20 protein-coding genes are annotated in these 23988 nt (G+C 58.7%); 14 read left to right on the plus strand and 6 right to left on the minus strand.

The window, feature by feature from the left end:
• Positions 1–4: 4 nt before the first annotated feature.
• Positions 5–2641 carry a leucine--tRNA ligase gene (leuS, locus tag SynBMKMC1_RS07100; protein WP_186473221.1) on the minus strand — a complete coding sequence of 879 codons (2637 nt, stop codon included), beginning with the start codon at positions 2639–2641 and terminating at the stop codon, positions 5–7.
• 54 nt (positions 2642–2695) lie between these two features.
• Positions 2696–2917: a hypothetical protein gene (locus SynBMKMC1_RS07105; protein ID WP_186473222.1), complete on the minus strand. Its 222-nt coding sequence runs from the start codon at positions 2915–2917 to the stop codon at positions 2696–2698.
• A gap of 26 nt (positions 2918–2943) precedes the next feature.
• On the opposite strand from SynBMKMC1_RS07105, the gene dapF reads away from it, so the two are divergent.
• Genes dapF through SynBMKMC1_RS07130 form a run of 5 tightly spaced genes read left to right on the plus strand, consistent with a single transcriptional unit; the run spans position 2944 to position 7826 of the window.
• Positions 2944–4050, plus strand: a complete 1107-nt coding sequence (gene dapF / locus SynBMKMC1_RS07110) for a diaminopimelate epimerase (RefSeq protein WP_186473223.1) — start codon at positions 2944–2946, stop codon at positions 4048–4050.
• Positions 4037–5218 carry a cysteine desulfurase family protein gene (locus tag SynBMKMC1_RS07115; protein ID WP_186473224.1) on the plus strand — a complete coding sequence of 394 codons (1182 nt, stop codon included), beginning with the start codon at positions 4037–4039 and terminating at the stop codon, positions 5216–5218. The genes dapF and SynBMKMC1_RS07115 overlap by 14 nt, the downstream gene beginning before the upstream one ends.
• 44 nt (positions 5219–5262) lie before the next feature.
• Positions 5263–5958: a DUF1995 family protein gene (locus SynBMKMC1_RS07120; RefSeq protein WP_186473225.1), complete on the plus strand. Its 696-nt coding sequence runs from the start codon at positions 5263–5265 to the stop codon at positions 5956–5958.
• A gap of 45 nt (positions 5959–6003) precedes the next feature.
• Positions 6004–6519 carry a DUF4330 domain-containing protein gene (locus tag SynBMKMC1_RS07125; protein ID WP_186473226.1) on the plus strand — a complete coding sequence of 172 codons (516 nt, stop codon included), beginning with the start codon at positions 6004–6006 and terminating at the stop codon, positions 6517–6519.
• Positions 6516–7826, plus strand: coding sequence for a D-alanyl-D-alanine carboxypeptidase/D-alanyl-D-alanine-endopeptidase (locus SynBMKMC1_RS07130; protein WP_186473227.1), 1311 nt, complete (start codon positions 6516–6518; stop codon positions 7824–7826). The genes SynBMKMC1_RS07125 and SynBMKMC1_RS07130 overlap by 4 nt, the downstream gene beginning before the upstream one ends.
• Here SynBMKMC1_RS07130 and SynBMKMC1_RS07135 read toward each other — a convergent pair.
• Positions 7771–8700, minus strand: coding sequence for a hypothetical protein (locus tag SynBMKMC1_RS07135; protein WP_186473228.1), 930 nt, complete (start codon positions 8698–8700; stop codon positions 7771–7773). The genes SynBMKMC1_RS07130 and SynBMKMC1_RS07135 overlap by 56 nt on opposite strands.
• Positions 8697–9194, minus strand: coding sequence for a pantetheine-phosphate adenylyltransferase (gene coaD, locus SynBMKMC1_RS07140; RefSeq protein ID WP_186473229.1), 498 nt, complete (start codon positions 9192–9194; stop codon positions 8697–8699). Before coaD ends, SynBMKMC1_RS07135 begins: the two co-directional genes overlap by 4 nt.
• 58 nt (positions 9195–9252) lie before the next feature.
• On the opposite strand from coaD, the gene uvrC reads away from it, so the two are divergent.
• Genes uvrC through SynBMKMC1_RS07170 form a run of 6 tightly spaced genes read left to right on the plus strand, consistent with a single transcriptional unit; the run spans position 9253 to position 14870 of the window.
• Positions 9253–11211, plus strand: a complete 1959-nt coding sequence (gene uvrC / locus SynBMKMC1_RS07145) for an excinuclease ABC subunit UvrC (RefSeq protein WP_186473230.1) — start codon at positions 9253–9255, stop codon at positions 11209–11211.
• A 35-nt stretch (positions 11212–11246) separates the two neighbouring features.
• A complete protein-coding gene (locus SynBMKMC1_RS07150) occupies positions 11247–11510 on the plus strand; it encodes a hypothetical protein (protein WP_370593952.1) in 264 nt (87 codons plus the stop codon).
• A gap of 2 nt (positions 11511–11512) precedes the next feature.
• The gene (locus tag SynBMKMC1_RS07155; RefSeq protein WP_186473231.1) at positions 11513–13000 is read left to right on the plus strand and encodes a cryptochrome/photolyase family protein; all 1488 of its coding nucleotides are present in this window, start codon (positions 11513–11515) and stop codon (positions 12998–13000) included.
• 36 nt (positions 13001–13036) lie between these two features.
• A complete protein-coding gene (hemJ, locus tag SynBMKMC1_RS07160) occupies positions 13037–13624 on the plus strand; it encodes a protoporphyrinogen oxidase HemJ (RefSeq protein ID WP_186473232.1) in 588 nt (195 codons plus the stop codon).
• A complete protein-coding gene (locus tag SynBMKMC1_RS07165) occupies positions 13614–14270 on the plus strand; it encodes a PHP domain-containing protein (RefSeq protein ID WP_186473233.1) in 657 nt (218 codons plus the stop codon). Before hemJ ends, SynBMKMC1_RS07165 begins: the two co-directional genes overlap by 11 nt.
• Positions 14271–14297: 27 nt before the next feature.
• Entirely contained in the window at positions 14298–14870 is a 573-nt protein-coding gene (locus tag SynBMKMC1_RS07170) for a hypothetical protein (RefSeq protein ID WP_186473234.1), read from the plus strand.
• 8 nt (positions 14871–14878) lie between these two features.
• On the opposite strand, the gene cobN is transcribed toward SynBMKMC1_RS07170, so the two are convergent.
• Positions 14879–18655 (minus strand): cobaltochelatase subunit CobN, encoded by a 3777-nt coding sequence (gene cobN, locus SynBMKMC1_RS07175; protein WP_186473235.1) that lies wholly within the window; start codon positions 18653–18655, stop codon positions 14879–14881.
• A 72-nt stretch (positions 18656–18727) separates the two neighbouring features.
• Here cobN and SynBMKMC1_RS07180 point away from each other — a divergent pair, with 72 nt between their 5' ends.
• The 3 genes from SynBMKMC1_RS07180 (at position 18728) to SynBMKMC1_RS07190 (ending at position 23663) form a co-directional block, all read left to right on the plus strand.
• The gene (locus tag SynBMKMC1_RS07180) at positions 18728–19645 is read left to right on the plus strand and encodes a branched-chain amino acid transaminase (protein WP_186473236.1); all 918 of its coding nucleotides are present in this window, start codon (positions 18728–18730) and stop codon (positions 19643–19645) included.
• 82 nt (positions 19646–19727) lie between these two features.
• Positions 19728–23345, plus strand: a complete 3618-nt coding sequence (gene metH / locus SynBMKMC1_RS07185) for a methionine synthase (RefSeq protein ID WP_186473237.1) — start codon at positions 19728–19730, stop codon at positions 23343–23345.
• A 45-nt stretch (positions 23346–23390) separates the two neighbouring features.
• Complete coding sequence (locus tag SynBMKMC1_RS07190) at positions 23391–23663, plus strand: DUF4090 family protein (protein WP_186473238.1); 273 nt, start codon at positions 23391–23393, stop codon at positions 23661–23663.
• Positions 23664–23690: 27 nt separating this feature from the next.
• On the opposite strand, the gene SynBMKMC1_RS07195 is transcribed toward SynBMKMC1_RS07190, so the two are convergent.
• Positions 23691–23921 (minus strand): hypothetical protein, encoded by a 231-nt coding sequence (locus SynBMKMC1_RS07195; RefSeq protein WP_011933185.1) that lies wholly within the window; start codon positions 23919–23921, stop codon positions 23691–23693.
• Positions 23922–23988: the final 67 nt, after the last annotated feature.

A 23988-nucleotide genomic window follows, 5' to 3' on the forward strand; every position in this document is an offset into this window, starting at 1 on the left:
AGGGTCAGGATGGCACCAGATTGACAAGCTTTCCCGGAACCACGATCACGCGCCGGGGAGGCTTGCCCTCAAGCCATCGCTCTGCGACGTCACTGGCCAAAGCCAATTCCTCCAACGTCTCCTTGCTGCAATCCGCTGGAACAGTGATCGTTCCGCGCACCTTGCCCTTCACCTGAATCACCAAATCAACGGTGTCACGCACCAATGCAGCGGGGTCATGCAAAGGCCATGGTTGCTTGTGAACGCTGTCTTGGCCGCCGAGGCTGAACCAGAATTCCTCGGCCAGATGGGGCGCAAACGGAGCGAGCAAGCGGATCAGCGCTGAAACTGCTTCAGCTTGTACAGCCCGTGACGCTTCAGGGAGAGCACCCGAGAGGATATTGGAGAGTTTCATCAACTCTGAAATCGCCGTGTTGAATTGGAAATCGCCCTTCAGATCGTCACTGACTGCTTCGATGGCGGTGTGTACAGCGCGGCGGATTTCCCCCTCTTTGTCAGACAGGCCAGAGCCCTCAGGAGGATCAACGGGGTCGCCGAGCAGCTGATCCTGGTCATCCGAGCGCACGCTCTCGATCAGGCGCCAGAGTCGTTGCAGGAATCGGAACTGACCTTCAACATCTGCGTCGTCCCATTCGAGATCTTTTTCAGGCGGTGCCTTGAACAGGATGAACATCCGTGCCGTGTCAGCTCCGTAGCGGTCGATCACGGCCGCTGGATCCACACCGTTGTACTTCGACTTCGACATTTTCTCGAACAGCACCTCAAGCTCGCCGCCGTCCACCGGATCTTTAGGTGCGTTCTCGTCACTGACCTCAGAAGGCGCCACGTAACGACCCGTGCGGGGATTGCGGTAGGTCACGCCCTGAACCATCCCCTGGGTGAGTAGACGCTCGAACGGCTCTCGGATGTTCAGTAATCCACGATCACGCAGCGCTTTGGTGAAGAAACGGGAATACAGAAGATGAAGGATGGCGTGTTCGATGCCGCCCACGTATTGCTGCACGGGCAGCCAGCGTTCCACTGCATCCGCGTCAAACGCCCGTTCCGTGTTGTGCGGATCGGCAAAACGCAGGAAGTACCACGATGAGCACATGAAGGTGTCCATGGTGTCCGTTTCCCGGCGTGCGTCTCGTCCGCAGCTGGGGCATTTCACGTTCACCCAGGACTGCAAAGAAGCCAGAGGAGATCCGCCTTTGCCTTGAAGATCCACATCCTTGGGCAAGGTCACCGGAAGCTGATCCGCCGGCACGGGCACAGCGCCGCAGTGATCACAGTGAATGACCGGAATCGGGCAACCCCAGTAGCGCTGACGGGAAATCAGCCAGTCCCTCAGCCTGTACTGGCGTTTGGGCCGCGCCCAGCCCAACTCCTGACCGTGAGCTGTGATCTCCTGTCTGGCTTCCTCGCTCGATTGACCATCGAAGCGGCCGCTGTTCAACAGAATCCCCGGGCCTGTCCAGGCCTCGCCATCACTGAGATGGTCACTGGTGCCGGCAGCCTGGATCACCCGTTTCACCGGAAGCTCGTAGGTGCGGGCAAACAGAAAGTCGCGCTCATCGTGGGCTGGAACTCCCATCACAGCCCCGGTGCCGTAGCCGGCGAGAACGTAGTCAGCGATCCAGATCGGGATTGATTCGCCGTTGGCCGGGTTCACTGCAGTGGCCCCGATGGGCACACCACGCTTGGGTCGATCATCCGCTGTGCGTTCATCTGAACTGAGCTCTCCCACGAGATCCCTGAAGGCGGCAACGGATTCGCGCTGGTGCTCCGCGGTGAGCGTTGCGACCAGGGGATGCTCAGGAGCCAGCACCACGTAGCTCACACCATGCAGGGTGTCTGCCCGAGTGGTGAAAACCGTGATCACCGCATCGTCGTGATCGCTGACGCGGAAATCAATCTCCGCTCCGATGGAACGACCGATCCAGTTGGCCTGCATCGTGCGCACCCGCTCGGGCCATCCCTTCAGCAGGTCAAGGTCGTCGAGCAGTGCGTCGGCGTAGTTGGTGATGCGCAGGAACCACTGCCTGAGATTTTTCTGTTCAACCAGGGCCCCGGATCGCCAGGAGCGCCCTTCACTGTCAACCTGCTCATTGGCCAGCACGGTTTGGTCGACAGGATCCCAGTTGACCGTGGCGTCTTTCTGGTACGCCAGTCCCTGGTCCATGAGCTCCAGAAAGAGCCACTGGGTCCAGCGGTAGTAGTCCGCGTGACAGGTGGCTTGCTCCCTTGACCAATCGATGGACAGACCCAGACGTGCCAGCTGGGCTTTCATCTGTTCGATGTTGCGATCGGTCCAGACCCCTGGATCCACCTGACGTTCAATCGCTGCATTCTCAGCGGGGAGTCCGAACGCATCCCAGCCCATGGGGTGCAGAACCGAATCTCCGCGCATGCGTTGAGCTCTGGCAATCACATCGGTGATCACGTAATTGCGCACATGGCCCATGTGCAGGCTTCCCGATGGATAGGGAAACATCGAGAGGGCATAAAACGCGTTCTGACCGGGCTCCGGTGAACGGGTTGCATAGAGATCGTCTTGTTGCCACTGGCTTTGCCAGCGCTGCTCGAGCGCAATGGGGTCGTACCGATCCGGGCGGTCAGAGGCCGATGCGGTGGCGGAGGAAGACTTGGAGGCCGTCACGGCACGAAAACACCTGGGGGGATCGTGACATAACCAGGGAACGGATTCGCTGGGTCAGATCAAGGTGCGAATGGTGAGCACTAACTGACGATTGACCAAAATCGGGTCGGACGCGTCATCACGCTGAACGGCCAGGTAAAGCGGGTCTTGCCACGTGAGGCGGCCGTCGATGCGTTTCCCGTCACGCAGCTCAACACTGAGCGTGCGCTGATCGCGGATCCAGGATTGCAGAAGTCGGATTCCGGGAAGACTCGGATCAAAGCTTGTCGGCTCCATAGGATCACTCAGGGAAACGAATCGCCATGCTGCAATTCAGTAAATATCAAGGTCTCGGCAACGACTTCATCTTGGTGGAGGGTCGTGATGGCCGGCTTTCGGAGAGCATCGTCTCTCCCGATTCTGACTGGGTCCGAAAAATTTGCGATCGCCGTTTCGGCCTTGGCGGCGATGGCTTGATTCTGGCGCTGCCTCCTCAGGGCCAGGGCGAACTGCGCATGCGCATTTTTAACGCCGATGGTTCGGAAGCTGAGATGTGCGGAAACGGAATCCGCTGCCTCGCCCGTTTCCTCGCCGACAGTGATGGCGATAGCCCCGGACGCAGTTGGAGCATTGAAACGCCAGCCGGGATGATCATTCCCGAACTTCAACAGGACGGACAAATCCGCGTCGATATGGGAGCGCCGTTCTTGAAGCCTGAGATGGTTCCGACGCTCTTGAGCCCGGACGCCAAGGGCTTGCCCCGCGGTGAAGTGTCCCGAGAAGGACTCAAACTTTCATTGGCAGCAGTGGGTATGGGGAACCCCCATGTGGTGGTTCCCGTGGACGATCTGGAGGCGATTCCGTTTGAAGCACTGGGTGCTCAGCTCGAATGCGACCCGCTCTTCCCTGCGAAAACCAACGTTCACTTTCTCAAGGTGCATAGCCGTCAGCATCTGGAGATTCGCGTCTGGGAACGGGGAGCAGGTCCAACCCTGGCTTGTGGGACCGGGGCCTGCGCCACTTTGGTGGCGGCCGTTCTGATGGGATTCAGCGACAGCGAGGCAACCGTGGTCCTTCCCGGCGGTCCCCTCAGCATCCGTTGGGCTGATCAGCAGGGGTCGGTCTTCATGACCGGTCCAGCTGTGGCTGTCTTCGACGGCGTCATGAATCCAGACCTGATGCCTGAGGGGCGTCCTGATGGGTTGGCAGCCGAACCCAAGCCCTTGGAGTCTTCAACGCCTCCAGGGTTTGACTGCGCCAAAGACTGCAAAGAGGGCTGCAGGCAACCTGATCGTTGTCTGCGCGAGGAGGCCCAGGCCAAGGTTCAAGCGTTTCTGGCATCCACGTCCCTGGATTCCATGATCAATCTCGCCGGAGAGTCCCTCGAGCAGCGCACGCTGTCCCGCCTCCAGCGTGATGGACAAGGCTGACGCGAGGCCGATTTACCTCGATGCCTGTGCCACCACACCCCTGCGACCGGGAGTGCAGCAGAGGATGGTTGCGGTTCAGAATCAAGCCTGGGGCAATCCCTCCAGCCTCCACTGTTTTGGGATCGCCGCAGCGGAAGCCCTGGAACGCACAAGGGTTGAAATCGCTTCACTGCTCGGCGCTGAAGCCAACGAGGTTCTGATTACTTCAGGAGCCACTGAATCCATTCATCTCGGACTCCGAGGCTTGGCGTCGTCCCTCCCGCCTGGTCGGATCGTGATCTCCGCTGTTGAGCATCCTGCTGTTACGGCGGCGGCGCAGGCCCTGACCCCATTGGGGTGGCAGGTGTGCATGGCCCCTGTGGATGCCCAGGGCACCATCCAGCTGGATCGTTTCGCCGAGCTGCTGCAGCCCCCCACGCGCCTGGTGTCTGTGATCTGGGGACAGAGCGAGGTGGGCACGCTTCAACCGATCCAGACGATCGGCGCACTCTGCCGCCAGCACGGCATTCCTTTTCACACCGATGCCACCCAGGTGATCAGCCAGGCCCTTCCAGACTGGAGCACCTTGCCGGTGGATTTACTCACCGCGTCAGCTCACAAATGTGGTGGACCCAGGGGCGTAGGCCTGCTGTTGGTACGCGGAGCCTGGAAACAGCAACTCACTGCGCTGTTGACCGGTGGTGGGCAGGAGAGCAACTTGCGCAGTGGAACCGAATCCGCCGTTTTGCTCGCTGGCATGGCTGAGGCGCTCTCGCAGATCCAACCCTGTGGCGTGGATGCCCTATCCAACAGTGGCAATGGCATCCGGCGGCTCAGGGATGCACTGGAGCTGCAGCTCGGTCAACGATTCGGTGTCGCAACGATCGGCCAGCCTGACCAGCGTCTTCCGCATCACTTGGCTTTGCTGCTTCGCGACCATTCAGGCCAACCGTTGTCTGGTCGGCGCATGGTGCGTGTTCTCGATCGGGAAGGATTGGCCGTGAGCAGTGGCAGTGCCTGCTCGTCGGGGCGGGACACCGACAGCAGCGTGCTGACAGCGATGGGTCTCCCAAGGGAGATGAGACGCTCGGGCTTGCGGCTCAGCCTCGGGTTCTGGAACAGCGAGCATCAGATCGAGAGCATCGTTGAGCGTTTCGAACGCGCATTGCTGGCCTGCAGTGAGGCTTGAAGGCTCGATCGCAGTACGCTCCGGCGCAGTTGCATGGATGCACCGTGAGTGCTGTTCTCCCCGCTGATCTTCTCGAGGCTGAGCAGCGCACCGTGTCGGCGTTGGACGCCGTCTTTGGCGGGAGCCGCCGTGGACGCTGGATGGTGACCTGGCGTTTTGAAGGCCTGCGGGTCATGGGTCCTGCATTGCGCTTGGCGAGAACGCTGCTGGACAGCAGCCGCCCTCTGCTGGTGGCTTTTCCCGATGCAGGTGCAGCAGCACTCGCCAAACGTGATGCGCCTGATCTCGCTGACAGTTGCGTTGATTTCATGCAGCTGCAGCGGGACCCGGCCTGGGCTGATCGAGGCCAACTGCTCCTGCTCGTTGGTGCTCAGCCCAGTGATTACGAGACTGTTGAAGCGATCTGCAACCTCTGGAAAGAGCCAGTGGTGCTCGTGAACGGCCGGCTTGAGGATGCGGGAGTCGGCATCGGCAGTGTGGCCCGTTCAAGGCGACGCGGTTTTCTGTCCACCTGGTCGACGGCATTCCTTCTGGAGCCGCTTGCCCAGGGAGCTTTGATGCTGGAACGCCAGAAGGAATGGGAGCTGTTCCGCTGTGATCCCGATGGATACCGCTGGATCCAGCGGTTCGAGCAACGCCCTGATCCTGAGCAGATCGATGCGGCTCTGAGCCCATCAGCAGATGGTTTGCGCCAGACATTGGGTGCTGTGGATCGGTTAATTGACGATCTCAGAGGTTGATCACAGGCCGTAACACTTTTAGTGTGCGGTTTCCTTCTGAGTCACATGGGCATCAAGGAACGTTTTCGCTCCCTGTCGGTCATTGATGCCGCTGCCGTCGTTGTGGCCGTTGCCGCCGTCGCTGGAGTGCTCTGGAGCCCAAAACTCAGCAACGCGGTTGCCAAGGCAACAGGCTCCGTGAAGCCTGTTCTGGTGAGTGTGGATGTGCGCAATTCCAGCGCGGCAGACCCAGATCGTCTGATCAAGCAGGCCCTTGATCGCGGTCGCACCAACCTTGTGATCCGCAATCAGCCTGCTGGCAGTGCGGAACTCATCCGTGTGGATGACATCAGCAGGAAACTCGTCGCGGTGCAACCCGACGGCCGGGTCGTCTCTGCCGTTGATCCCAACCGCCAAGTGCAAGGAATTCTCAACGCCCGCTTTGTTCTGCGAAGCGATGCCAGCGTGACCGCCTCAGGGGTGGTGATGGCAGGCACCAAGCTCAAGGTGGGAACGCCTGTTGAACTGGATGGGCCTTTGTATCGACTCAACGGAATTGTTAGCGGGATCGACGTGCAATGAAGACGCTCATCCTTCCATTCGCTCTCCTTGCCGGAACGCTGCAGGCCGGAGCCATGGCCGAAGAGGTCATTCCCTTGATCTCCCCGCCAGCTCCTGAGACCCAGCAACCACTCCCTGAGCTTCAAAAGGCTCGCTCCTGCCCATCGCTGCAATCAGCTGTTCAGGCCAATCTCGGCGCCGAGACGCGGGTTTGGTCCGTCACGGTGCTGAACAGTGATGGCGATGTCCTCACCGACATCAATGGTTCCATCGCACGGATTCCCGCTTCTAATCAGAAACTGATCAGCACGGCGTACGCGCTGGATCGTCTGGGTCCGGATTTCCGCTTGAAGACGCGCTTGATTCAGCGTTCGGATGGCTCGATGGAACTCAATGGAGAGGGGGATCCAGACCTTGGCATCGCTGGACTCCAGCGCTTTGCACTCGCTGCTCTGCGCCAGGGTGGATCCCTGGGTGCAACGTCCGCACCGGTCAATCTGATGGTGCGCGAAGAGCCGCGGCGGAACTGGTGGCCGAGTGACTGGCACCCGGCTGATCGTGGTTACGCCTACGGGGCTCCCATCACGCGCTTGGCCCTTACCAGCAACGCTGTTGGTGGAGCTGTCAGCGATCCTTACAACCGATTGCAGCGGCTCTTTCAAAAAGAGGTGCAACGCAGGGGTGGAGCCGTGAGCATTCAGCAGGCGAAACCTCTGACCATGGCTGAAATCTCAGAGATGGGAGACCGCGACGACACGGTGGTCCTGCATGAAGAGACGTCAGCTCCCATGCACTCCCTGCTCAGTCTTGCCAACACCGAAAGCCACAACTTCACAGCGGAGGTGTTGATGCGTCAGGCCGCCGATCTCTGGGATGTGAAGGCTGCCTCAAGAGCGACAGAGCGTTGGATGTGGGAACAGGGTCTCCCCATTCAAGGGCTGCGGGTTGCTGACGGAAGTGGTCTATCAAGGAACAACAGGGTGACCAGCCAGACCATTGCCGCCTTGCTGATGCGCATGGATCAGCATCCTTACGCCCCCTACTACCAAGCCTCCATGGCCATCGCCGGTCGACGGGGCACCCTCAAAAATCTCTACAGGGGCACGCCGATCGATGGACGTTTCCGCGGCAAGACGGGAACCATCCGAGGGGTTCGCAGCATCTCAGGGATCCTGCAAACCAGCGACGGACCGCGTTACGTGAGCATGATTTCCAATGGTTCAGTCCGACCGAACACGGTGATCGGTCAGATCCTGCGTTCCGTGCTGAAATTCAGCCCGTGCCCTTCATTTGACGCACCCGTGAGGCCACGCGGCGTGCTCGGCTGATCGGGACAGCCTTCGACTCGCTTGATTCGGTGACAGGAGCGTCAACACGGCCGGTCTGAATTTTCACCAGTTCCTGCCGACCGGCCAGCACCACCTGAGCCATCTCCTTCAGGCGCTGCTCCAATTCACCGAGGGTCTGCTCGGCATAACGGTTGGCACCGTCTTGCACACTTGACGCCTCCTGGCGACTGCGCTGAATCAAGGACTCACACTGTTGCTGGGTCTGCTGCCGGAATTGCAGTGCATCCTGATGCAAACGTTCGGCTTCGCTCTGAGCCTCTTTCTGAAGTCTCAGCCCCTCCTGACGAATCTGATCCAGCTCCTGCATGGATTGGAGGCGATTGCGCTCATGTTGTTCGCTGAGCTGACGCTTCAACTCATTGGCTTCCTGATCAAGCTGTTGACGGCGTTGCAGGGCCTCCTGTTCCAGCTGCTGTCGACGGGTGGCGTACTGCTGCTCCAGCTGGGCTTGCTTGGTTTGCATCTCCTGTTCCATCTGCGCGGATTGATGGCGCGCCGTTTGCAGAAGCTGCTCACACTGCTGGCGAACTTGTTCCCGCATCTCATTCACCTGCCGCTCAGCTTCCTGACGAATCGAGGCCTGCGACACCAGCTGTTCGCGTTGCTGCTGCGCAGTCGCGACGATTTCGTCTGCTTGGGAACGAGCCGTGGCGATGAACTCGTGACGCTTCTCCAGCAACTGATCAGCTTGCGCCACCTGGGAAGGCATGGCCTCGCGAACCGCGTCCAGCAGCTCAACGGCATCCTGCTCATTCACAAGCCTGCCACCGCTGAAGGGAATTCGGCTTCCCTCGAGCATGATCTCCTCAAGCTGATCGAGCTGGTCGAGTACGGAGAACCGGATCTCGCTCATCGCGACGGGGGGGCGAAAGCCGAATTAAAGAACCTTGCAAGGTCTTCCGCCACCACCCGGGGCACCATGTGATCAATTGCACCACCAAATCGGGCCACCTCTTTCACCACTGAGCTGCTCAGAAAGCTGTAGTGGGCTGATGTCGTAAGGAAAACGGTTTCGAATTCCGGGGCGAGCGATCGATTGGTGTGAGCGATCTGCAGTTCATATTCGAAATCGCTCATGGCCCGAAGTCCTCGCAGAATCAGACGCGTGCCTTGTTCTTTGGCACAGGCCACTGTCAGCCCGTCGAAACTGATCACAGACACATTGCCGAGGTGTTCCGTCGAAGCAGTGATCTGTCGCAAGCGTTGTTCGAGGGAGAATGCCGGCGACTTCCCAGGGTTCTGCAGAACAGCGACCACCAGTTCATCCACAAGGGAAGCCCCCCTCTCAATCAGGTCGAGATGCCCGAGGGTGAGAGGGTCGAAGCTGCCTGGGTACAGCGCTTTCATCCGGTCGATGGTGCGGTCGGGCGGATCCTATGCACACCGGTCTCTTTAGATTGGATCCATGCCCACCCTGATTGAGCAACCGGACCGGCTTGAACAGCGCCTGAAGGAGATCCCCACCGAGCCCGGTTGTTATCTGATGCGGGACGGAGACGATCGGCTTCTCTACGTCGGTAAATCAAAAAGCCTGCGCAGTCGTGTGCGCAGCTATTTCCGCAGCAGACACGACCTCAGCCCGCGCATCCGTTTGATGGTGCGTCAGATTTGTGACATTGAGTTCATCGTCACTGACAGCGAGGCCGAAGCACTCGCGCTGGAGTCGAATCTGATCAAGAACCAGCAGCCACACTTCAATGTGCTGCTTAAAGATGACAAGAAATATCCCTATCTCTGCATCACCTGGAGCGAAGCTTATCCACGCATTTTTATTACCCGTCGGCGCCGCTTCCGCAGCCCCCTCGATCGTTTCTACGGCCCTTACGTGGATGTGGGACTGCTCAGGAGAACCCTCTTCCTAGTGAAGAGGGTCTTTCCGCTGCGCCAGCGTCCCCGCCCTTTGCATCCCGACAGAACCTGCCTGAATTACAGCATCGGACGTTGTCCCGGTGTTTGTCAGGAAAAAATCACCTCTGATGATTACCACCGCACCCTGCGCAAGGTGGCGATGGTGTTTCAGGGGCGTAGTGATGAACTGCAGACGTTGTTGCATGCGCAGATGGATCGCTACGCAGAACGGCTGGATTTTGAGGCTGCCGCCAAGATCAGAGATCAACTCCAGGGGCTCGATCAACTCACGGCCGATCAGAAGATGAGCCTGCCTGATTCCTCGGTCAGTCGTGATGTGATCGCCATGGCCGGAGATGATCGTTTGGCTGCGGTGCAGCTGTTCCAGATGCGTGCTGGAAAGCTTGTGGGCCGCTTGGGGTATCTCGCTGACGCATCCAATCAACCATCAGGACTCACACTGCAAAAGGTGATCGAAGAGCACTACAGCCAGGTGGATTCCGTTGAAATTCCTCCGGAACTCCTGGTGCAACATTCCCTGCCTCAGCAGACACTGATTGAGGAATGGCTCTCAGAACAACGCGAACGCAAGGTTCAAATCCACTGTCCAAAGCAGCGTCAGAAGGCTGATCTCATCGAACTGGTTCAGCGCAATGCCGACTACGAATTGCAGCGCGCCAAACAAGGTCAGGAACAGCAGGCTCTGGCCACTGAGGATCTGGCCCAACTCCTTGAGCTTCCCGTCCCGCCACGACGGATCGAGGGGTATGACATCAGTCATATCCAGGGCAGCGATGCCGTTGCTTCCCAGGTTGTGTTCATCGACGGACTTCCGGCCAAGCAGCATTACCGCAAATACAAGATCCGCAGCAGCAGTATTCGCGCTGGTCACAGCGATGACTTCATGGCCATGGCCGAGATCATGCGCAGGCGTTTCCGGCGTTGGGCTCGGGCGAAAAGAGACGGTGTGGATGTGGGAGCCCTGCGCCAGAAAGGAGGGAGTGCGCTGCAAACCGATGGCCTCAACGACTGGCCCGATGTGGTGATGATCGATGGAGGGAAAGGTCAGTTATCGGCGGTGATGGAGGCCTTAAGAGAGCTCGATCTCCACGAGGATCTCAACATCTGCTCTCTGGCCAAACAACGGGAGGAAATTTTTCTTCCGGGGGAAAGCCATCCGCTCGACACGGATCAAGACCAGCTGGGAGTGGCCCTGCTGCGCCGACTTCGTGATGAAGCCCACCGCTTTGCCGTCAGCTTCCATCGCCAGCAGCGTGGAGAACGCATGAAACGGTCGCGCCTTTCCGACATTCCGGGGGTGGGTCCGAAGCGGGTGAAGGATCTGCTCGCCCATTTCCATTCGATCGATGCCATTCAGCTGGCCTCGGTGGAGACCCTCGCCAAGGCCCCCGGCGTGGGCCTTGCCCTGGCACGCGATATTCGCCGTTTTTTCCACCCTGAGGAGGACACCCAGCAGGATGGTGCCGTTCTTGAGTCGGAGCCGGTCAGCCGATGATCCGCATTCTTCCGCTGATTCTTTGTCTGATCGGCATGGTGTCAGCTCTCTGGCTGCCGACCATGGCGCACGCTTCACCGGGGCTCTGTACTGGTCCTGTTTGCGCTGACGACATCACCCGCAGTGCGAAAAACCACTGGCAACTCGTGCTGAAGCTGAACGATCAACAAGGACATCGGGAAAAGGTGGTGATGAACTGCCTGGCGGGGCAACTGAGCCCGAGCGCCGGTCCCGTGGATCGGGCCTATGCCACTGCCCTGGGTCGCCGGGCCTGCCGCCTCGCTGGAGAGGGTCGCTGACGATGGACATCACCCTGGTCTTTCCTCATCAGCTGTTTGCGGACCATCCGGCCCTCCACATGGGGCGAGCCGTCGCTCTGATCGAGGACCCACTTCTCTTTGGCACCGATCCCCAGTGGCCGATCCAGGTTCACAGGCAGCGACTCCTCCTGCACAGAGCCTCGATGACGGCCTACGCCGAGACGTTGCGTGCGCAGGGATACACAGTTTTTTATCGACGCCATCACCAAGCAAGCAACACCGAGGAGCATCTCCAAGCTCTGCGGGCTTCAGGGTTCGTCAGTTTTTACCTGGCTGATCCAGTCGACGACCTGCTCGAAAAGCGCTTGCGTCAGTTTGTCGCTCGCAGCGGTGGAGACCTGCGAATCCTCGACTCACCCATGCTTCTCACCCCTGCGTCGATGGTCGAGGAGCATTTCGCCGGCGGGCGCAAACCCTTCATGGCCAAGTTCTATGAGCACCAGCGCCGGCGGATGGGTTTGCTCCTCGATGACAACGGAGGTCCGCTTGGAGGCCAATGGAGCTTCGATGCTGATAATCGCAAAAAGCTTCCGAAAGGGATCAGCGTTCCAAGCGAGCCCTGTCATCACGGCGACGCTGAAATTGATCAAGCCCGCAGAGAGCTTGAGACGGAGACGCTTCCCTTCATTGGCAACTGGGACTTCTTCAGTTATCCCATTCGCCATGACGACGCGGACCGATGGCTCCAGATCTTTCTCGACCAGCGTTTCCGTGACTTTGGTGCCTATGAGGATGCAATCAGCACCCAGCATCGCGTGATGTGGCACAGCGTTCTCACACCAATGCTCAATGTGGGTCTCTTAACGCCACAGCAGGTTATTGATCGCACCCTCGAACGTGCTGCGGACGGTGACATTCCTCTCAATTCCCTGGAGGGATTCATTCGTCAGATTGTGGGCTGGCGGGAATTCATGGCCGTGATGTACAGACGGCATGGTGTGGCCATGCGCAAGAGCAATTTCTGGGAGTTTGAAGACCGACCGATCCCAGATTCCTTCTACACCGGCGCAACGGGTCTGCCCCCGGTTGATGACGCCATTCACCACGCCTTAGCTCACGGCTACTGCCATCACATCGAACGGCTGATGCTGCTCGGCAACATCATGCTTCTCTGTGGATTTCATCCCCAACGGGTGTACCAGTGGTTCATGGAGCTGTTTGTCGATGCTTACGACTGGGTGATGGTTCCCAACGTTTTCGGAATGAGTCAGTTTGCTGATGGTGGACTCTTCACGACCAAGCCCTACCTGTCAGGGTCGAATTACGTCCGCAAGATGTCCGACTACAAGAAAGGTCCTTGGTGTGATGTCTGGGATGGCCTGTTCTGGAGCTTCATCAAACGGCACGAAGACTTTTTCCGAAAGCAGTACCGACTGGCAATGATGGCCAGAAATCTCGATCGCATGGATCCAGGCACTCTCCTGGGTCATCAACGCTGCGCTTCCGGGTTTCTTGACGGGCTTGCCTGAACCCTGTTTATCGTCTCTCCCACTGGCTCCCTGGCGATGACGCTTCCTCCTGAGGCCTATCTCTGGTTCAAGACCCTGCACATCGTGGGTGTGGTGGTCTGGTTTGCAGGCCTCTTTTATCTGGTTCGTCTCTTCATCTATCACGTGGAGGCCGAGGAGCTGGAACCCGAGGTGAGCTTGGCTTTCAAGAACCAGTACGGCCTGATGGAAAAGCGTCTGGCGAACATCATCACCACCCCTGGAATGGTTGTGGCCGTGACGATGGCCATCGGATTGCTGGTTGCCCAACCCTCATGGCTGCAGCAGGGATGGATGCACGCCAAGCTCGCCTTCGTCGCAGCATTGCTTGCTTATCACTGGTTTTGCTACAGGCTGATGGGACAGCTGCAAGCGGGTCGCTGTGCTTGGAGCGGAAAGCAGTTACGCGCCCTCAATGAGTTGCCAACGCTGCTCCTGGTGATCGTGGTGATGCTGGTGGTGTTCAAGTCGCAGTTTCCGACCAGTGCGGCAACCTGGTTCATCGTGGGTCTTGTGGTCTTCATGGCTGCATCCATTCAGTTCTATGCCCGATGGCGTCGGCTGAAAGCTGAATCCGATGCTTTGGAGTCTGGTCATGCCAGCTGAACACCATCCCCTGCGGGCGGTCCTGGAGACAGTCGGTCCTCAGAGCTGCCCTGGCGAGCTCAACTTCCACTGCCACACCATCTGCAGTGATGGAAGCCTTGAACCGAAGGATCTGATCCAACAGGCCAGCAGCAATGGGCTGCGTCACCTCGCGGTGACCGACCATCATTCCAGCGCTGCCTACCGACCCATGCAGGCCTGGCTTCGGGCCGAGCAGGAGCAAGGCCATCCAGTGCCGACGCTTTGGACCGGCATGGAAATCAGTTGCATCCTGCGCGGCTGCTTGGTGCACATGTTGGCCCTGGGCTTTGAAGCGGGACATCCAGCTTTGGCCGCTTACAACCGTGGCGATGCAGTGGTGGGAGAAGCACTCCGTGCCGACAGCGTGGTGAAGGCCATTCACGACGCTGGTGGACTCGCCGTTCTGGCGCATCCGGCCCGCTACAGGCTTGGATTTCGTGAATTGATCGATGCCGCGACCGAGCTGGGGATCGACGGTGGCGAAGCTTGGTACGACTACGACATGCAACCGCACTGGCAATGGACCCCGATGGTCTGTGAACAGATCGATGCGCAGTTGAAGAACCTTGGCCTTTTGCGTACGTGTGGAACCGACAGCCACGGAGTTGACCTAAAGGGCCGCTAAGTTCAACCAACGTCCCTCATTGCGGGTATGGGTTTCTTCGACCGTCTGCTCAATTCCGGTTCCTCCGATTCCGACCGCTCCCGTGAAGGTTCCGGGCCCAAGCAGGCAAAACCCAAGCCCGAGGCCTACTACCTCGATAGCGACAGTTCCTCGTCGCTCGGGAACAGGGATTACATGCGCGAAGCCAAAACCATCCGCAGAACCTTCCCCGGCACCCTTGATAACCCTGGCGGCAAGGAACTCATCACCGAAGTGGATGCGCTTGATCTCAAGGTGGACAAGCGCAGCGAAGGGCTTGGAGATCCCAAGGCTGAAAAGCCCATGGAAAGTCTGATCAAAGACGGAATCCCCAAACCGGTGAAGAAAACGTTCGCCGAAACCATGACCCAGTCGGAACTGGATCAGAAACTGAAAGGCAACGCCCTGAAAGCATCCGGTGTGAACACGCCAACAGCACCGGACGCTGCTCCCGTCGCTCGCAAGGAAGAGCTCAAGCCCGAGGAGGAGACTGTTGTGCCGTCGCGCGGAGGCAGTGCTCCCAGCGACAAACCCGGTTCAATCGATCCGTTCCGGGCCATGGTCCGTGACATGAAGAACTGAGCTGTCGCTCAGCGATTCAGGTCACCACCGCACTCCACTGTTCGCTCCGCTTCGAGCAGCAGGGCTCTGATCCTGTGGAGGAGTGACGCATCGGCGTCACTCCACAGTTGGCGATGAGCGGCCTCCAACAAGCGTTCCGCCATGTCTCTCAGAACCCAGGGATTCGCTGTCTGCAAGAACGTCCGGATGCTGTCGTCCAGAAGCCAGCGCTCGGCAATTCGGGCATAGCACCAGTTGGGGACTGTTCCCGTTGTGGCGTCGTAAGCGAAGAGATAGTCAAGGCTGGCACCCATTTCGAAGGCCCCTTTGTACCCATGCTGTTGCATCCCCTCGATCCATCGAGGGTTGAGCAGGCGACTGCGCACAACCTTGTCGATCTCCCGCTCAAGACCATGAATCCGTAGGCGTTCGCGGCGCGAATGGTCTGCAAACAGCAGTGTGGGTGCCTGACCTCCCGCCTCTTGAACGGCGGCGGCCATGCCCCCCTGAAACTGGTAGTAATCATCAGAGTCCAGGAGGTCGTGTTCGCGGTTGTCCTGGTTGTGAAGCACCACCTGCACGGAGCGAAGGGCCTGTTCCAAACCCTGTCGGTCCGCATGGGCGACGGCTTCGCCGTCGTAACGCCATGAGCTCCAGGCGAGATAGGCCTCGCCCAGGTCAGATCGCTGCTCCCACTGACCGGAATCGATGAGAGCTTGAAGACCGGCTCCATAAGCTCCGGGTGCGGAACCAAACAGCCTCGACTGTGGCCCCTCGCTTCGGGTGCGAGCCGCCAGGGGATTGTCGGCGTCTGGTTCGTCGCGTGCGGCAACCAGGGTGAGGGCGCGATGGACCCAACCCAGGAGCTGGGGAAACGCATCCCGAAACAACCCAGACATGCGCAGCGTCACATCAACCCGTGGTCGTCCCAGCAAGCTCAGGGGGATCAGCTCGAGGTCCACCATGCGACGGGTTGGCCCGTCCCAGACCGGTCGGACGCCCAGCAAGGCCAACATTTGGGCGATGTCTTCCCCTCCGTTGCGCATCGTGGCCGTCCCCCAGACCGATAACGCCAAATGGCGCAACGGTTCACCGTGCTCCAGTTCAAAGAGCTCCACCAGCTGTTCAGCACTGCGCCGCCCAAGATCCCAGGCCGCTTCCGTCGGCAATCCGCGTAGATCCACGGAGTAGAAATTGCGTCCTGTGGGCAGCACGTCATCCCGTCCCCGCGTGGGTGCTCCCGATGGACCGCTCGCAATGCGTCGCCCGGAAATCCCTGCGAGCAAAGCGTTCCGTTCCCGTGTTTCACATTGCTGCAGTCGAGGCCAGAGATCCGCCTTGATGAACGCCAGCACGGCGGGGAGCGGTGATTCCTCAAGACTGTGAATCAACGGATCTGCCAGTGGGCTCGAGGCGTCCTCGATCCCTTCGGCTTCAAGGCCGAGAAGGCGTTGCAACAGCTGTTGCGCCTGGCCTTCCATCCACTCCGCTGCATCACTGACCCGACGGCAGCCTGGAACACCCAGTGCGCTCAAAACGTTTTGGTCTTGGTTGGCGAGAAGCAGCCCATCTTCATCGCCCCATGGATCGACGCAGAGACCACACTGGAGAGCGATCCATTGGGTGAGACCCGGTCGGTCCGCAACAGGAGCTCTAGCGATTGCGATCAAGAGTTCGAGCAGAGAAGCCGATGAAGGCAATTCCCCGAGTCGATGCAGGCCTGTGCGGATCTGGGCTTCCTTCAGTTCGCAGAGGTAGGTCTCGACCTGCTCCAGGGTGGCGCTCCAGTGCGCCGACTCAGTGCCGCTCTCGAGGGTGTCAGGTCGACCCGGCCAGTCCAAATCAATAAGCAGTGCCCTGAGTTGTTGTTCCAGCGCGCGGCAACGGGATGCGCCCAGCTCACGGGCCTCGATGTATTCATCGAGCAGCGATTCAAGAGACAGCAGGTTGCCGTGCAACCCAGCCCTGCCAAGCGGAGGAGTCAGGTGATCAAGGATCACGGCATGTCCGCGACGTTTGGCCTGGGATCCTTCCCCCGGGTCGTTGACGATGAAGGGATAGAGGTGCGGGATTGCGCCGAGCGCCAGGGCCGGGCCACAGCACGCGCTGAGTCCGACGGATTTACCTGGCAACCATTCGGCACTTCCATGCTTGCCCACATGGATCATCAGTTGACAGCGCTCTTCATGGCGCAACCAGAGGTACTGGGCCAGGTAGCGATGGGGAGGCGGAAGATCTGGTGAGTGGAGATCGCTGAGCTGCTCAGGGTTGTAACCACGACTTGGTTGCACCAGCACGCTGACCTTTCCGAAACGGATTCCATGGATCGCAAATCCTTCAGCCTCCAGGTCTTCAGCCTTTTGGGGCTGACCCCAACGGTTTTCAATCAACTCCCTGGCCGAAGGCGAAAGCGTTGACCACCACGTCAGGTAGGTCTCGAGCGGGAGATGGGTCAGGGGCGGCCTGAGCTCACTCTCAGGGTCGTTGGTCCTCCCAGCAAGAATCATCGCCATCAGGGCGTCGGAATCCTGGGGCAAGGGCTGCGTTCCAAGGTCGTAACCGTCGTCTTGCAGCCAACGAAGAATGTTCAGACAACTCGCTGGGGTATCGAGCCCGACACCGTTCGCGAGACGTCCATTGCGAACGGGATAGTTCGCCAACAGCAGCGTCAGTCGCCGTTCACTGGCTGCGGTCGTCTGAAGATCAGTCCAGGCGAGGGCATGGTTAGCGATCCAGTCGATTCCAGCACTGTCGGGTTCGAGACGCTTTACCGCCGTGCAGAGCTGTTCGTCCGCTTTCAGAACCTCGCGGAACGCGCCGATTCTTGTGGTGATTCGTCCATCCAGTTCGGGGAGGACAACCTGCAGCGAGAGGTCGATGGGATCCAGGCCCTGAAACGACGATGTCCAGGCGCTGCGTGGACGCGATGAGCTCAGGAGCTGGAGGACCGGACAGTCGAGACCATCCCAAAGCGGAGCTCCCAGACCGGCTTCTGAAAATTGAACCGATGCGAAGGAGGTGGTCGTGATCACCAGGGCGACCTCTTGTTGGCGGAACAGCCGTTGAACGGCCTCCTGCACAGCCGCGTCACGGAGACTGCTGACCCAGAGAGCCCTCGGAGCGAGTCCGTGCTGGCGAAGAACGCTCAGCAGGGCATCACACCAAAGCCAATCACCGGACTGGCGGTGCGCTCTGTAAAGGATCACGCCGACCCGTGAACCCGACTCCTCCTGCCAGTCGTAAGGATCTGGATCTGGAGAGGGAATCGCCTGGAGCAGAGGCTCTGTCAGAGACTCCGATCGTTCCTGATCGCTGGCGAGTATCCAGCTCAGGCCTGACAACCAGGTTTGAAGATTGTCGGTTCCACCCTCACGCAGCAGCAGGGCCATGGCATCACCGATGCCCTCAGGCAGTGAGCCAAGGCTGTGCAGCTCGCGATCCTGATCAGAGGTTCCGGCAAGGACGAGGAGAGTGCGGCCAGGTTCGGCGGATTCCCAGAGCGAGCACTGTTCCAACCCGTACGACCAATGCCCGCGTCCTCCGAGCAGACGCACCACGATCAAGCGCGTGCGTGAGGTGCAATTGGAGAGATAGTGATCAATCTGTGCGGGATGACTGAGCGCATCGAGGGGGAGTGCGCGGATTCGGCCATCCCAGTTCTTCGAAGCAGACGTCTCCAAAACCCGTGCCAGAGCGGATAAATCCGTACTGGCGCTGCTGAGAAACAGCACTTCAGCGCTCGGTTGCTCCACAAAAGCAACTGGATCGTCGGTATCGCCTCCGGGGAGACTGGTTAAACGATGCATCAGCCCATTGTCTCCAGTGACAGGCGCGGCGGTGGGTACAAGTGAGAAGATCTGATCATCGGATCGTCATCGATGCATCAGTTCCTTCCCTATGCCTGGTTCCAGGGACGCTGCGTTCCGTTTGAGGACGCCAAGGTTTCGGTGGCGACCCATGCCTTGCATTACGGGACGGGTGCCTTTGGCGGGATGCGCGCGATCCCAGATCCTTCGAAACCCGGAGGCATGCTTCTGTTTCGAGCCGAACGGCATGCACGACGCCTGTCTCAAAGCGCTCGCCTGCTGCTTGCGGAGCTGAGTGAGGCCACGGTGATGGACGCGCTCGTCACGATGTTGCGAGCGAATCGACCGACAACACCGATTTATCTCCGCCCTTTTGTGTACACAAGTGATCTTGGGATCGCACCCAGGCTTCACAACATCGAGACCGATTTCCTGATCTACGGATTGGAACTCGGCGACTACCTCTCCCCTGAGGGTGTGAGTTGCAGGATCAGCAGCTGGACCCGGCAGGAAGATCGCTCCCTGCCCCTGAGGGGCAAGATCAGCGGCGCCTACATCACCAGTTCGCTGGCCAAGACGGAAGCCGTGAGCAGTGGTTTCGACGAGGCACTGCTCATGAACACCCGTGGCAAGGTGAGTGAAGCCAGCGGCATGAATCTGTTCATCGTCCGCGATGGTGATCTCATTACCCCTGGAGTGGATCAAGACATCCTCGAGGGGATCACCCGCGCCAGCGTGATTGAACTGGCGAAATCGATGGGCCTGAACGTGATCGAACGACCGGTCGACAAGACGGAACTGTTCATCGCTGATGAGGTGTTCCTGACTGGAACGGCTGCCAAGATCACGCCGATTCGCCTGCTTGAATCCACGGTTCTCTCCAATCAACGTCCAGTGATGGACGCCCTGCGACAGCGACTGATCGCCATCACCGAAGGTCGGGATGAGCAGTTTCGTCACTGGGTGACCCGCGTCGAGCTGGATCGCTGACCCTTGACTTGGCCGACGGCGATGCCGGCTGACCGAGGTGGCTCGGTGCAGTTCTTAGGATGGGCCCAGTGGTTTTGGTGAGATGCAGGCAGTTCAGAGCAAATCCGGTTCTGCAACCTCCCGTTTTCTGGCGCGTCTCCACGATCCTTGCAAGCCTGTTCTGGTGTTTGACGGCGCGACTGGTACGTCGCTGCAGCAGATGGATCTCACCGCTGAGGATTTCGGCGGAGAAGCGTTAGAGGGTTGCAATGAAAATCTCGTTGTCACCCGTCCAGATGCGGTTCAGGCCGTTCACCGCCTGTTCCTGGACGCAGGCTGTGACGTCATCGAGACCGACACGTTTGGAGCCGCCTCCGTGGTGCTCGCCGAATACGGCCTGGAAGATCAGGCCTTCGAGCTGAATCGACGGGCCGCGGAGCTGGCCCGGGAGATGGCCGATCACTACAGCAACGACACCAAGCCCCGGTTTGTCGCTGGGTCGATGGGACCGACGACAAAACTGCCGACGTTGGGGCACATCGACTTCGACACGCTGCGCGATTCGTTCCAAGAACAGGCCGCAGGTTTGCTGGCAGGTGATGTCGATCTGTTCATCATCGAGACCTGTCAGGACGTTTTGCAGATCAAAGCGGCCCTGCAGGGGGTGGAAGCAGCGTTTGAGGCCAGTGGCCAGCGCCGCCCCCTGATGGTGTCTGTGACCATGGAGACCACCGGCACCATGCTGGTGGGCTCCGATATCGCGGCTGTGGTATCGATTCTCGAACCCTTCCCGATCGATGTTCTGGGGCTGAACTGCGCCACTGGCCCGGAACAGATGAAAGAACACATCAAATATCTTTCCGAGTACTCCCCATTCGTGGTCAGCTGCATTCCCAATGCAGGACTACCAGAAAATATCGGTGGTGTTGCCCATTACAGGCTCACACCTCTTGAGCTGAAAATGCAGTTGATGCATTTTGTCGAAGACCTCGGGGTTCAGGTGATCGGTGGTTGCTGTGGCACAACACCGGCTCATATCCAGGCACTCTCTGAGATTTCAGAAGAACTCACGCCCGCGACGCGTGATGTGCGCACCCTCCATCTGGAGCGTCAGCAACTGAGTTATGAACCGTCGGCGTCCTCGATTTACGGGTCAACGCCATACTTCCAAGACAACTCGTTCCTGATCATCGGTGAGCGCCTGAATGCAAGTGGATCGAAGAAGGTCCGTGAGCTTCTCAACGAGGAAGATTGGGATGGTCTTGTTGCAGTCGCTCGTGGCCAGGTGAAAGAGAACGCCCACGTTCTTGATGTGAACGTGGACTACGTGGGACGGGACGGAGAAAAAGACATGCATGAGCTGGTGACGCGAGTCGTCACCAACGTGAATCTTCCATTGATGCTCGACTCAACAGAGTGGCAAAAGATGGAGGCCGGCTTGAAGGTGGCTGGTGGAAAGTGCATTCTTAACTCAACGAATTACGAAGATGGCGATGAACGCTTCTTCAAGGTTCTTGAGTTGGCTCGGCGGTATGGAGCCGGCGTGGTGATTGGCACGATTGATGAAGATGGAATGGCTCGAACCGCTGAAAAGAAGCTGGCAATCGCAAAGCGTGCTTATCGCGATGCCGTTGAATTTGGTATTCCAGCAAGAGAGATTTTTTACGACCCACTAGCACTCCCCATCTCGACTGGAATTGAGGAGGACCGGCGCAATGGTGCGGAGACCATCGAGGCCATCCGGCGCATTCGCAGTGAACTCCCCGGTGTTCATGTTGTTTTAGGGGTCTCCAATGTGAGTTTCGGGTTGTCACCAGCAGCACGGATCACGTTGAACTCGGTGTTTCTTCACGACTGCTGCGAAGCGGGGATGGATGCAGCCATTGTTTCACCGGCAAAAATTCTCCCTCTCATCAAAATTGATGACGACCATCAGCAGGTTTGCCGTGACTTGATCAATGATGCGCGCCGATTCGAAGGTGATGCTTGTGTTTACGACCCCCTAACCGAGCTCACGACATTGTTCGAGGGTGTCAGCACAAAAGACGCCAGAGCGTCGGGCCCCTCCCTCGCCGATCTTCCGGTTGAAGAAAGGCTGAAGCAACACATCATCGATGGAGAACGGATTGGCCTTGAGGACGCACTCAATGAAGGGCTTCAAAGCTATCCGCCTCTCGATATTGTGAATACGTTCCTGCTCGACGGGATGAAAGTGGTTGGGGAGCTCTTTGGTTCAGGTCAAATGCAGCTTCCTTTTGTGCTTCAGTCGGCTGAAACGATGAAGGCCGCTGTTGCTTTCCTCGAGCCTCACATGGAGAAAAGCGATGGCAAACGCAGTGCCAAAGCGAAATTTCTCATCGCGACAGTGAAAGGTGATGTTCATGATATCGGCAAAAATCTTGTAGACATCATTCTTACGAACAACGGCTATGAGGTCATCAACCTAGGGATCAAGCAAGACGTTGGGGCAATCATCGCAGCTCAACAAGAGCATGAGGCTGACTGCATTGCAATGAGTGGTCTTCTTGTGAAGTCAACTGCTTTTATGAAGGATAATCTGCAGGCCTTCAATGAAGCCGGAATCGACGTTCCTGTGGTCCTCGGTGGCGCTGCACTGACACCTCGATTCGTCAATAAAGATTGCAGCGACGTCTACAACGGGAAAGTGATTTACGGCCGAGACGCGTTCACCGATCTCCGCTTCATGGACGCGTTCGTGGAGGCGCGCAAGGACGGAAGTTGGGACAACCTCAAGGGCTTCATCAACGGCAGTCCCGAGGGAGTCAGCGTCGGCGGAGACTTTGAATCAGCGTCTGAGGAGACGACAGACGTTGGGGCATCGACACCGGAGAGTGAACAACACGCCAACCTTCAAGTCACTGAGGAACGCTCGGACGCTGTTCCGGAAGAAGCCGCTCTACGCCCCGATTTTCTCGGTTCCAAAGTGCTGCAAGGCGTTGAACAAATCCCTCTGAACGAGGTCATTGCCTATTTGGATCGTCAGGCCCTGTTTGCAGGCCAGTGGCAAATGCGCAAAGCCAAGGACCAGACCCGGGAGGACTACGAAGCTGATCTCAAAACCAAGGCGGAGCCGATCCTGCAGACCTGGCTGGAGCGTTCACTGAACGAGGATCTGCTGCAACCGGCTGTTGCTTATGGCTACTTCCCTTGTGGCCGGGACGGCAATGCCGTCGCTGTCTTTGACCCCGACTCAAACCAAGAGCTTGGGCGCTTCGCGCTTCCGCGTCAGCGCAGCGGCAACCGCTATTGCATCGCAGATTTCTATCGCGATCTCTCCAGTGGGCAACCCACGGATGTGTTGCCCATGCAGGCCGTCACGATGGGGGTGAAGGCTTCTGTCTTCGCTCAGAAGCTTTTTGAGGCCGATTCCTACAGCGATTATCTGTTCTTCCACGGTTTGGCCGTGCAAATGGCTGAGGCTCTCGCCGAGTGGACCCATGCCCGGATCCGCCGCGAATGTGGCTTCGCGGATCCTGATGGCATGCCATTGAGGGATGTGTTGGCGCAGCGCTACCGCGGCAGCCGTTATTCCTTCGGCTATCCCGCCTGCCCGAATGTGGCTGATTCTCGGCAACAACTGCTCTGGCTTGGAGCGGAACGCATCGGCTTGAGCATGGATGAAAGCGATCAACTCCATCCCGAGCAGAGCACCACGGCTTTGGTGGCTCTGCACAGCGCTGCGCGCTACTTCAGCGCTTGACGCTGCGGCGTCCTGCAGACTGCAGCGGCCTCGTATCACCAGACCATGGATCTCAGCGGGCCTGACGCCATCGACAAGGCCATCGATGCAGGGGTTGATCTTGATGGGTCACCTCTGCCCGAATCAATGCTTGTGCTCTATCGCGAGGTGATGACCCTCGAAGGGCAGCGCAAGCGCAGCGGTGTCTTGAAGTCGATGCGCAATCGCGTTGTGCGAACTGGAGCGAAGCACTTCGACCAAGAAACCCTCAACGAGCGCTTGTTGCAAGCGGGATGGGAGGGTCTGAAGGCCAAGGAGATCGCCTTCTTCTTCGGTTGACCCGAACCGCGAACGAAGCTCTGCCGCTCAGTCCTGGCAGAGCTTTTCCATCGTGTCGATCACTTCCTGCTGAAACTCGTCGAGAGCACTCGACTCACTCAGATCAATCCCTTCGCCTGCCGCATTCTGTGCAAGGTCTTGAAAGTGGAACGCACCCTCACCATTGGCCAAGAACTCAATGGCCGAGGACTCGCCGCTTTCGCGAAAGGCATCGCAGAGGGCGAGGAACGCCGCGTCTTCAGTGAACTCCCAATCCATCGAGGAGGCATAACTGAATGACCTTTAACGCCTCGCCCCCGGGATCCGTCAACCACCTGTTCGCGCA

Source organism: Synechococcus sp. BMK-MC-1, from assembly GCF_014279955.1.
In the GTDB taxonomy this organism is placed as follows: Bacteria; Cyanobacteriota; Cyanobacteriia; order PCC-6307; family Cyanobiaceae; genus Synechococcus_C.

Excerpts from the sequence above, each read along its gene's own strand:
- SynBMKMC1_RS07105 (WP_186473222.1), bottom strand. The coding sequence starts at position 2,917 with ATGGAGCCGACAAGCTTTGATCCGAGTCTTCCCGGAATCCGACTTCTG.
- dapF (WP_186473223.1), top strand. The coding sequence starts at position 2,944 with ATGCTGCAATTCAGTAAATATCAAGGTCTCGGCAACGACTTCATCTTG.
- SynBMKMC1_RS07115 (WP_186473224.1), top strand. The coding sequence starts at position 4,037 with ATGGACAAGGCTGACGCGAGGCCGATTTACCTCGATGCCTGTGCCACC.
- SynBMKMC1_RS07125 (WP_186473226.1), top strand. The coding sequence starts at position 6,004 with ATGGGCATCAAGGAACGTTTTCGCTCCCTGTCGGTCATTGATGCCGCT.
- SynBMKMC1_RS07130 (WP_186473227.1), top strand. The coding sequence starts at position 6,516 with ATGAAGACGCTCATCCTTCCATTCGCTCTCCTTGCCGGAACGCTGCAG.
- SynBMKMC1_RS07135 (WP_186473228.1), bottom strand. The coding sequence starts at position 8,700 with ATGAGCGAGATCCGGTTCTCCGTACTCGACCAGCTCGATCAGCTTGAG.
- coaD (WP_186473229.1), bottom strand. The coding sequence starts at position 9,194 with ATGAAAGCGCTGTACCCAGGCAGCTTCGACCCTCTCACCCTCGGGCAT.
- uvrC (WP_186473230.1), top strand. The coding sequence starts at position 9,253 with ATGCCCACCCTGATTGAGCAACCGGACCGGCTTGAACAGCGCCTGAAG.
- SynBMKMC1_RS07150 (WP_370593952.1), top strand. The coding sequence starts at position 11,247 with ATGGTGTCAGCTCTCTGGCTGCCGACCATGGCGCACGCTTCACCGGGG.
- SynBMKMC1_RS07155 (WP_186473231.1), top strand. The coding sequence starts at position 11,513 with ATGGACATCACCCTGGTCTTTCCTCATCAGCTGTTTGCGGACCATCCG.
- hemJ (WP_186473232.1), top strand. The coding sequence starts at position 13,037 with ATGACGCTTCCTCCTGAGGCCTATCTCTGGTTCAAGACCCTGCACATC.
- SynBMKMC1_RS07165 (WP_186473233.1), top strand. The coding sequence starts at position 13,614 with ATGCCAGCTGAACACCATCCCCTGCGGGCGGTCCTGGAGACAGTCGGT.
- SynBMKMC1_RS07170 (WP_186473234.1), top strand. The coding sequence starts at position 14,298 with ATGGGTTTCTTCGACCGTCTGCTCAATTCCGGTTCCTCCGATTCCGAC.
- cobN (WP_186473235.1), bottom strand. The coding sequence starts at position 18,655 with ATGCATCGTTTAACCAGTCTCCCCGGAGGCGATACCGACGATCCAGTT.
- SynBMKMC1_RS07180 (WP_186473236.1), top strand. The coding sequence starts at position 18,728 with ATGCATCAGTTCCTTCCCTATGCCTGGTTCCAGGGACGCTGCGTTCCG.
- metH (WP_186473237.1), top strand. The coding sequence starts at position 19,728 with ATGCAGGCAGTTCAGAGCAAATCCGGTTCTGCAACCTCCCGTTTTCTG.
- SynBMKMC1_RS07190 (WP_186473238.1), top strand. The coding sequence starts at position 23,391 with ATGGATCTCAGCGGGCCTGACGCCATCGACAAGGCCATCGATGCAGGG.
- SynBMKMC1_RS07195 (WP_011933185.1), bottom strand. The coding sequence starts at position 23,921 with ATGGATTGGGAGTTCACTGAAGACGCGGCGTTCCTCGCCCTCTGCGAT.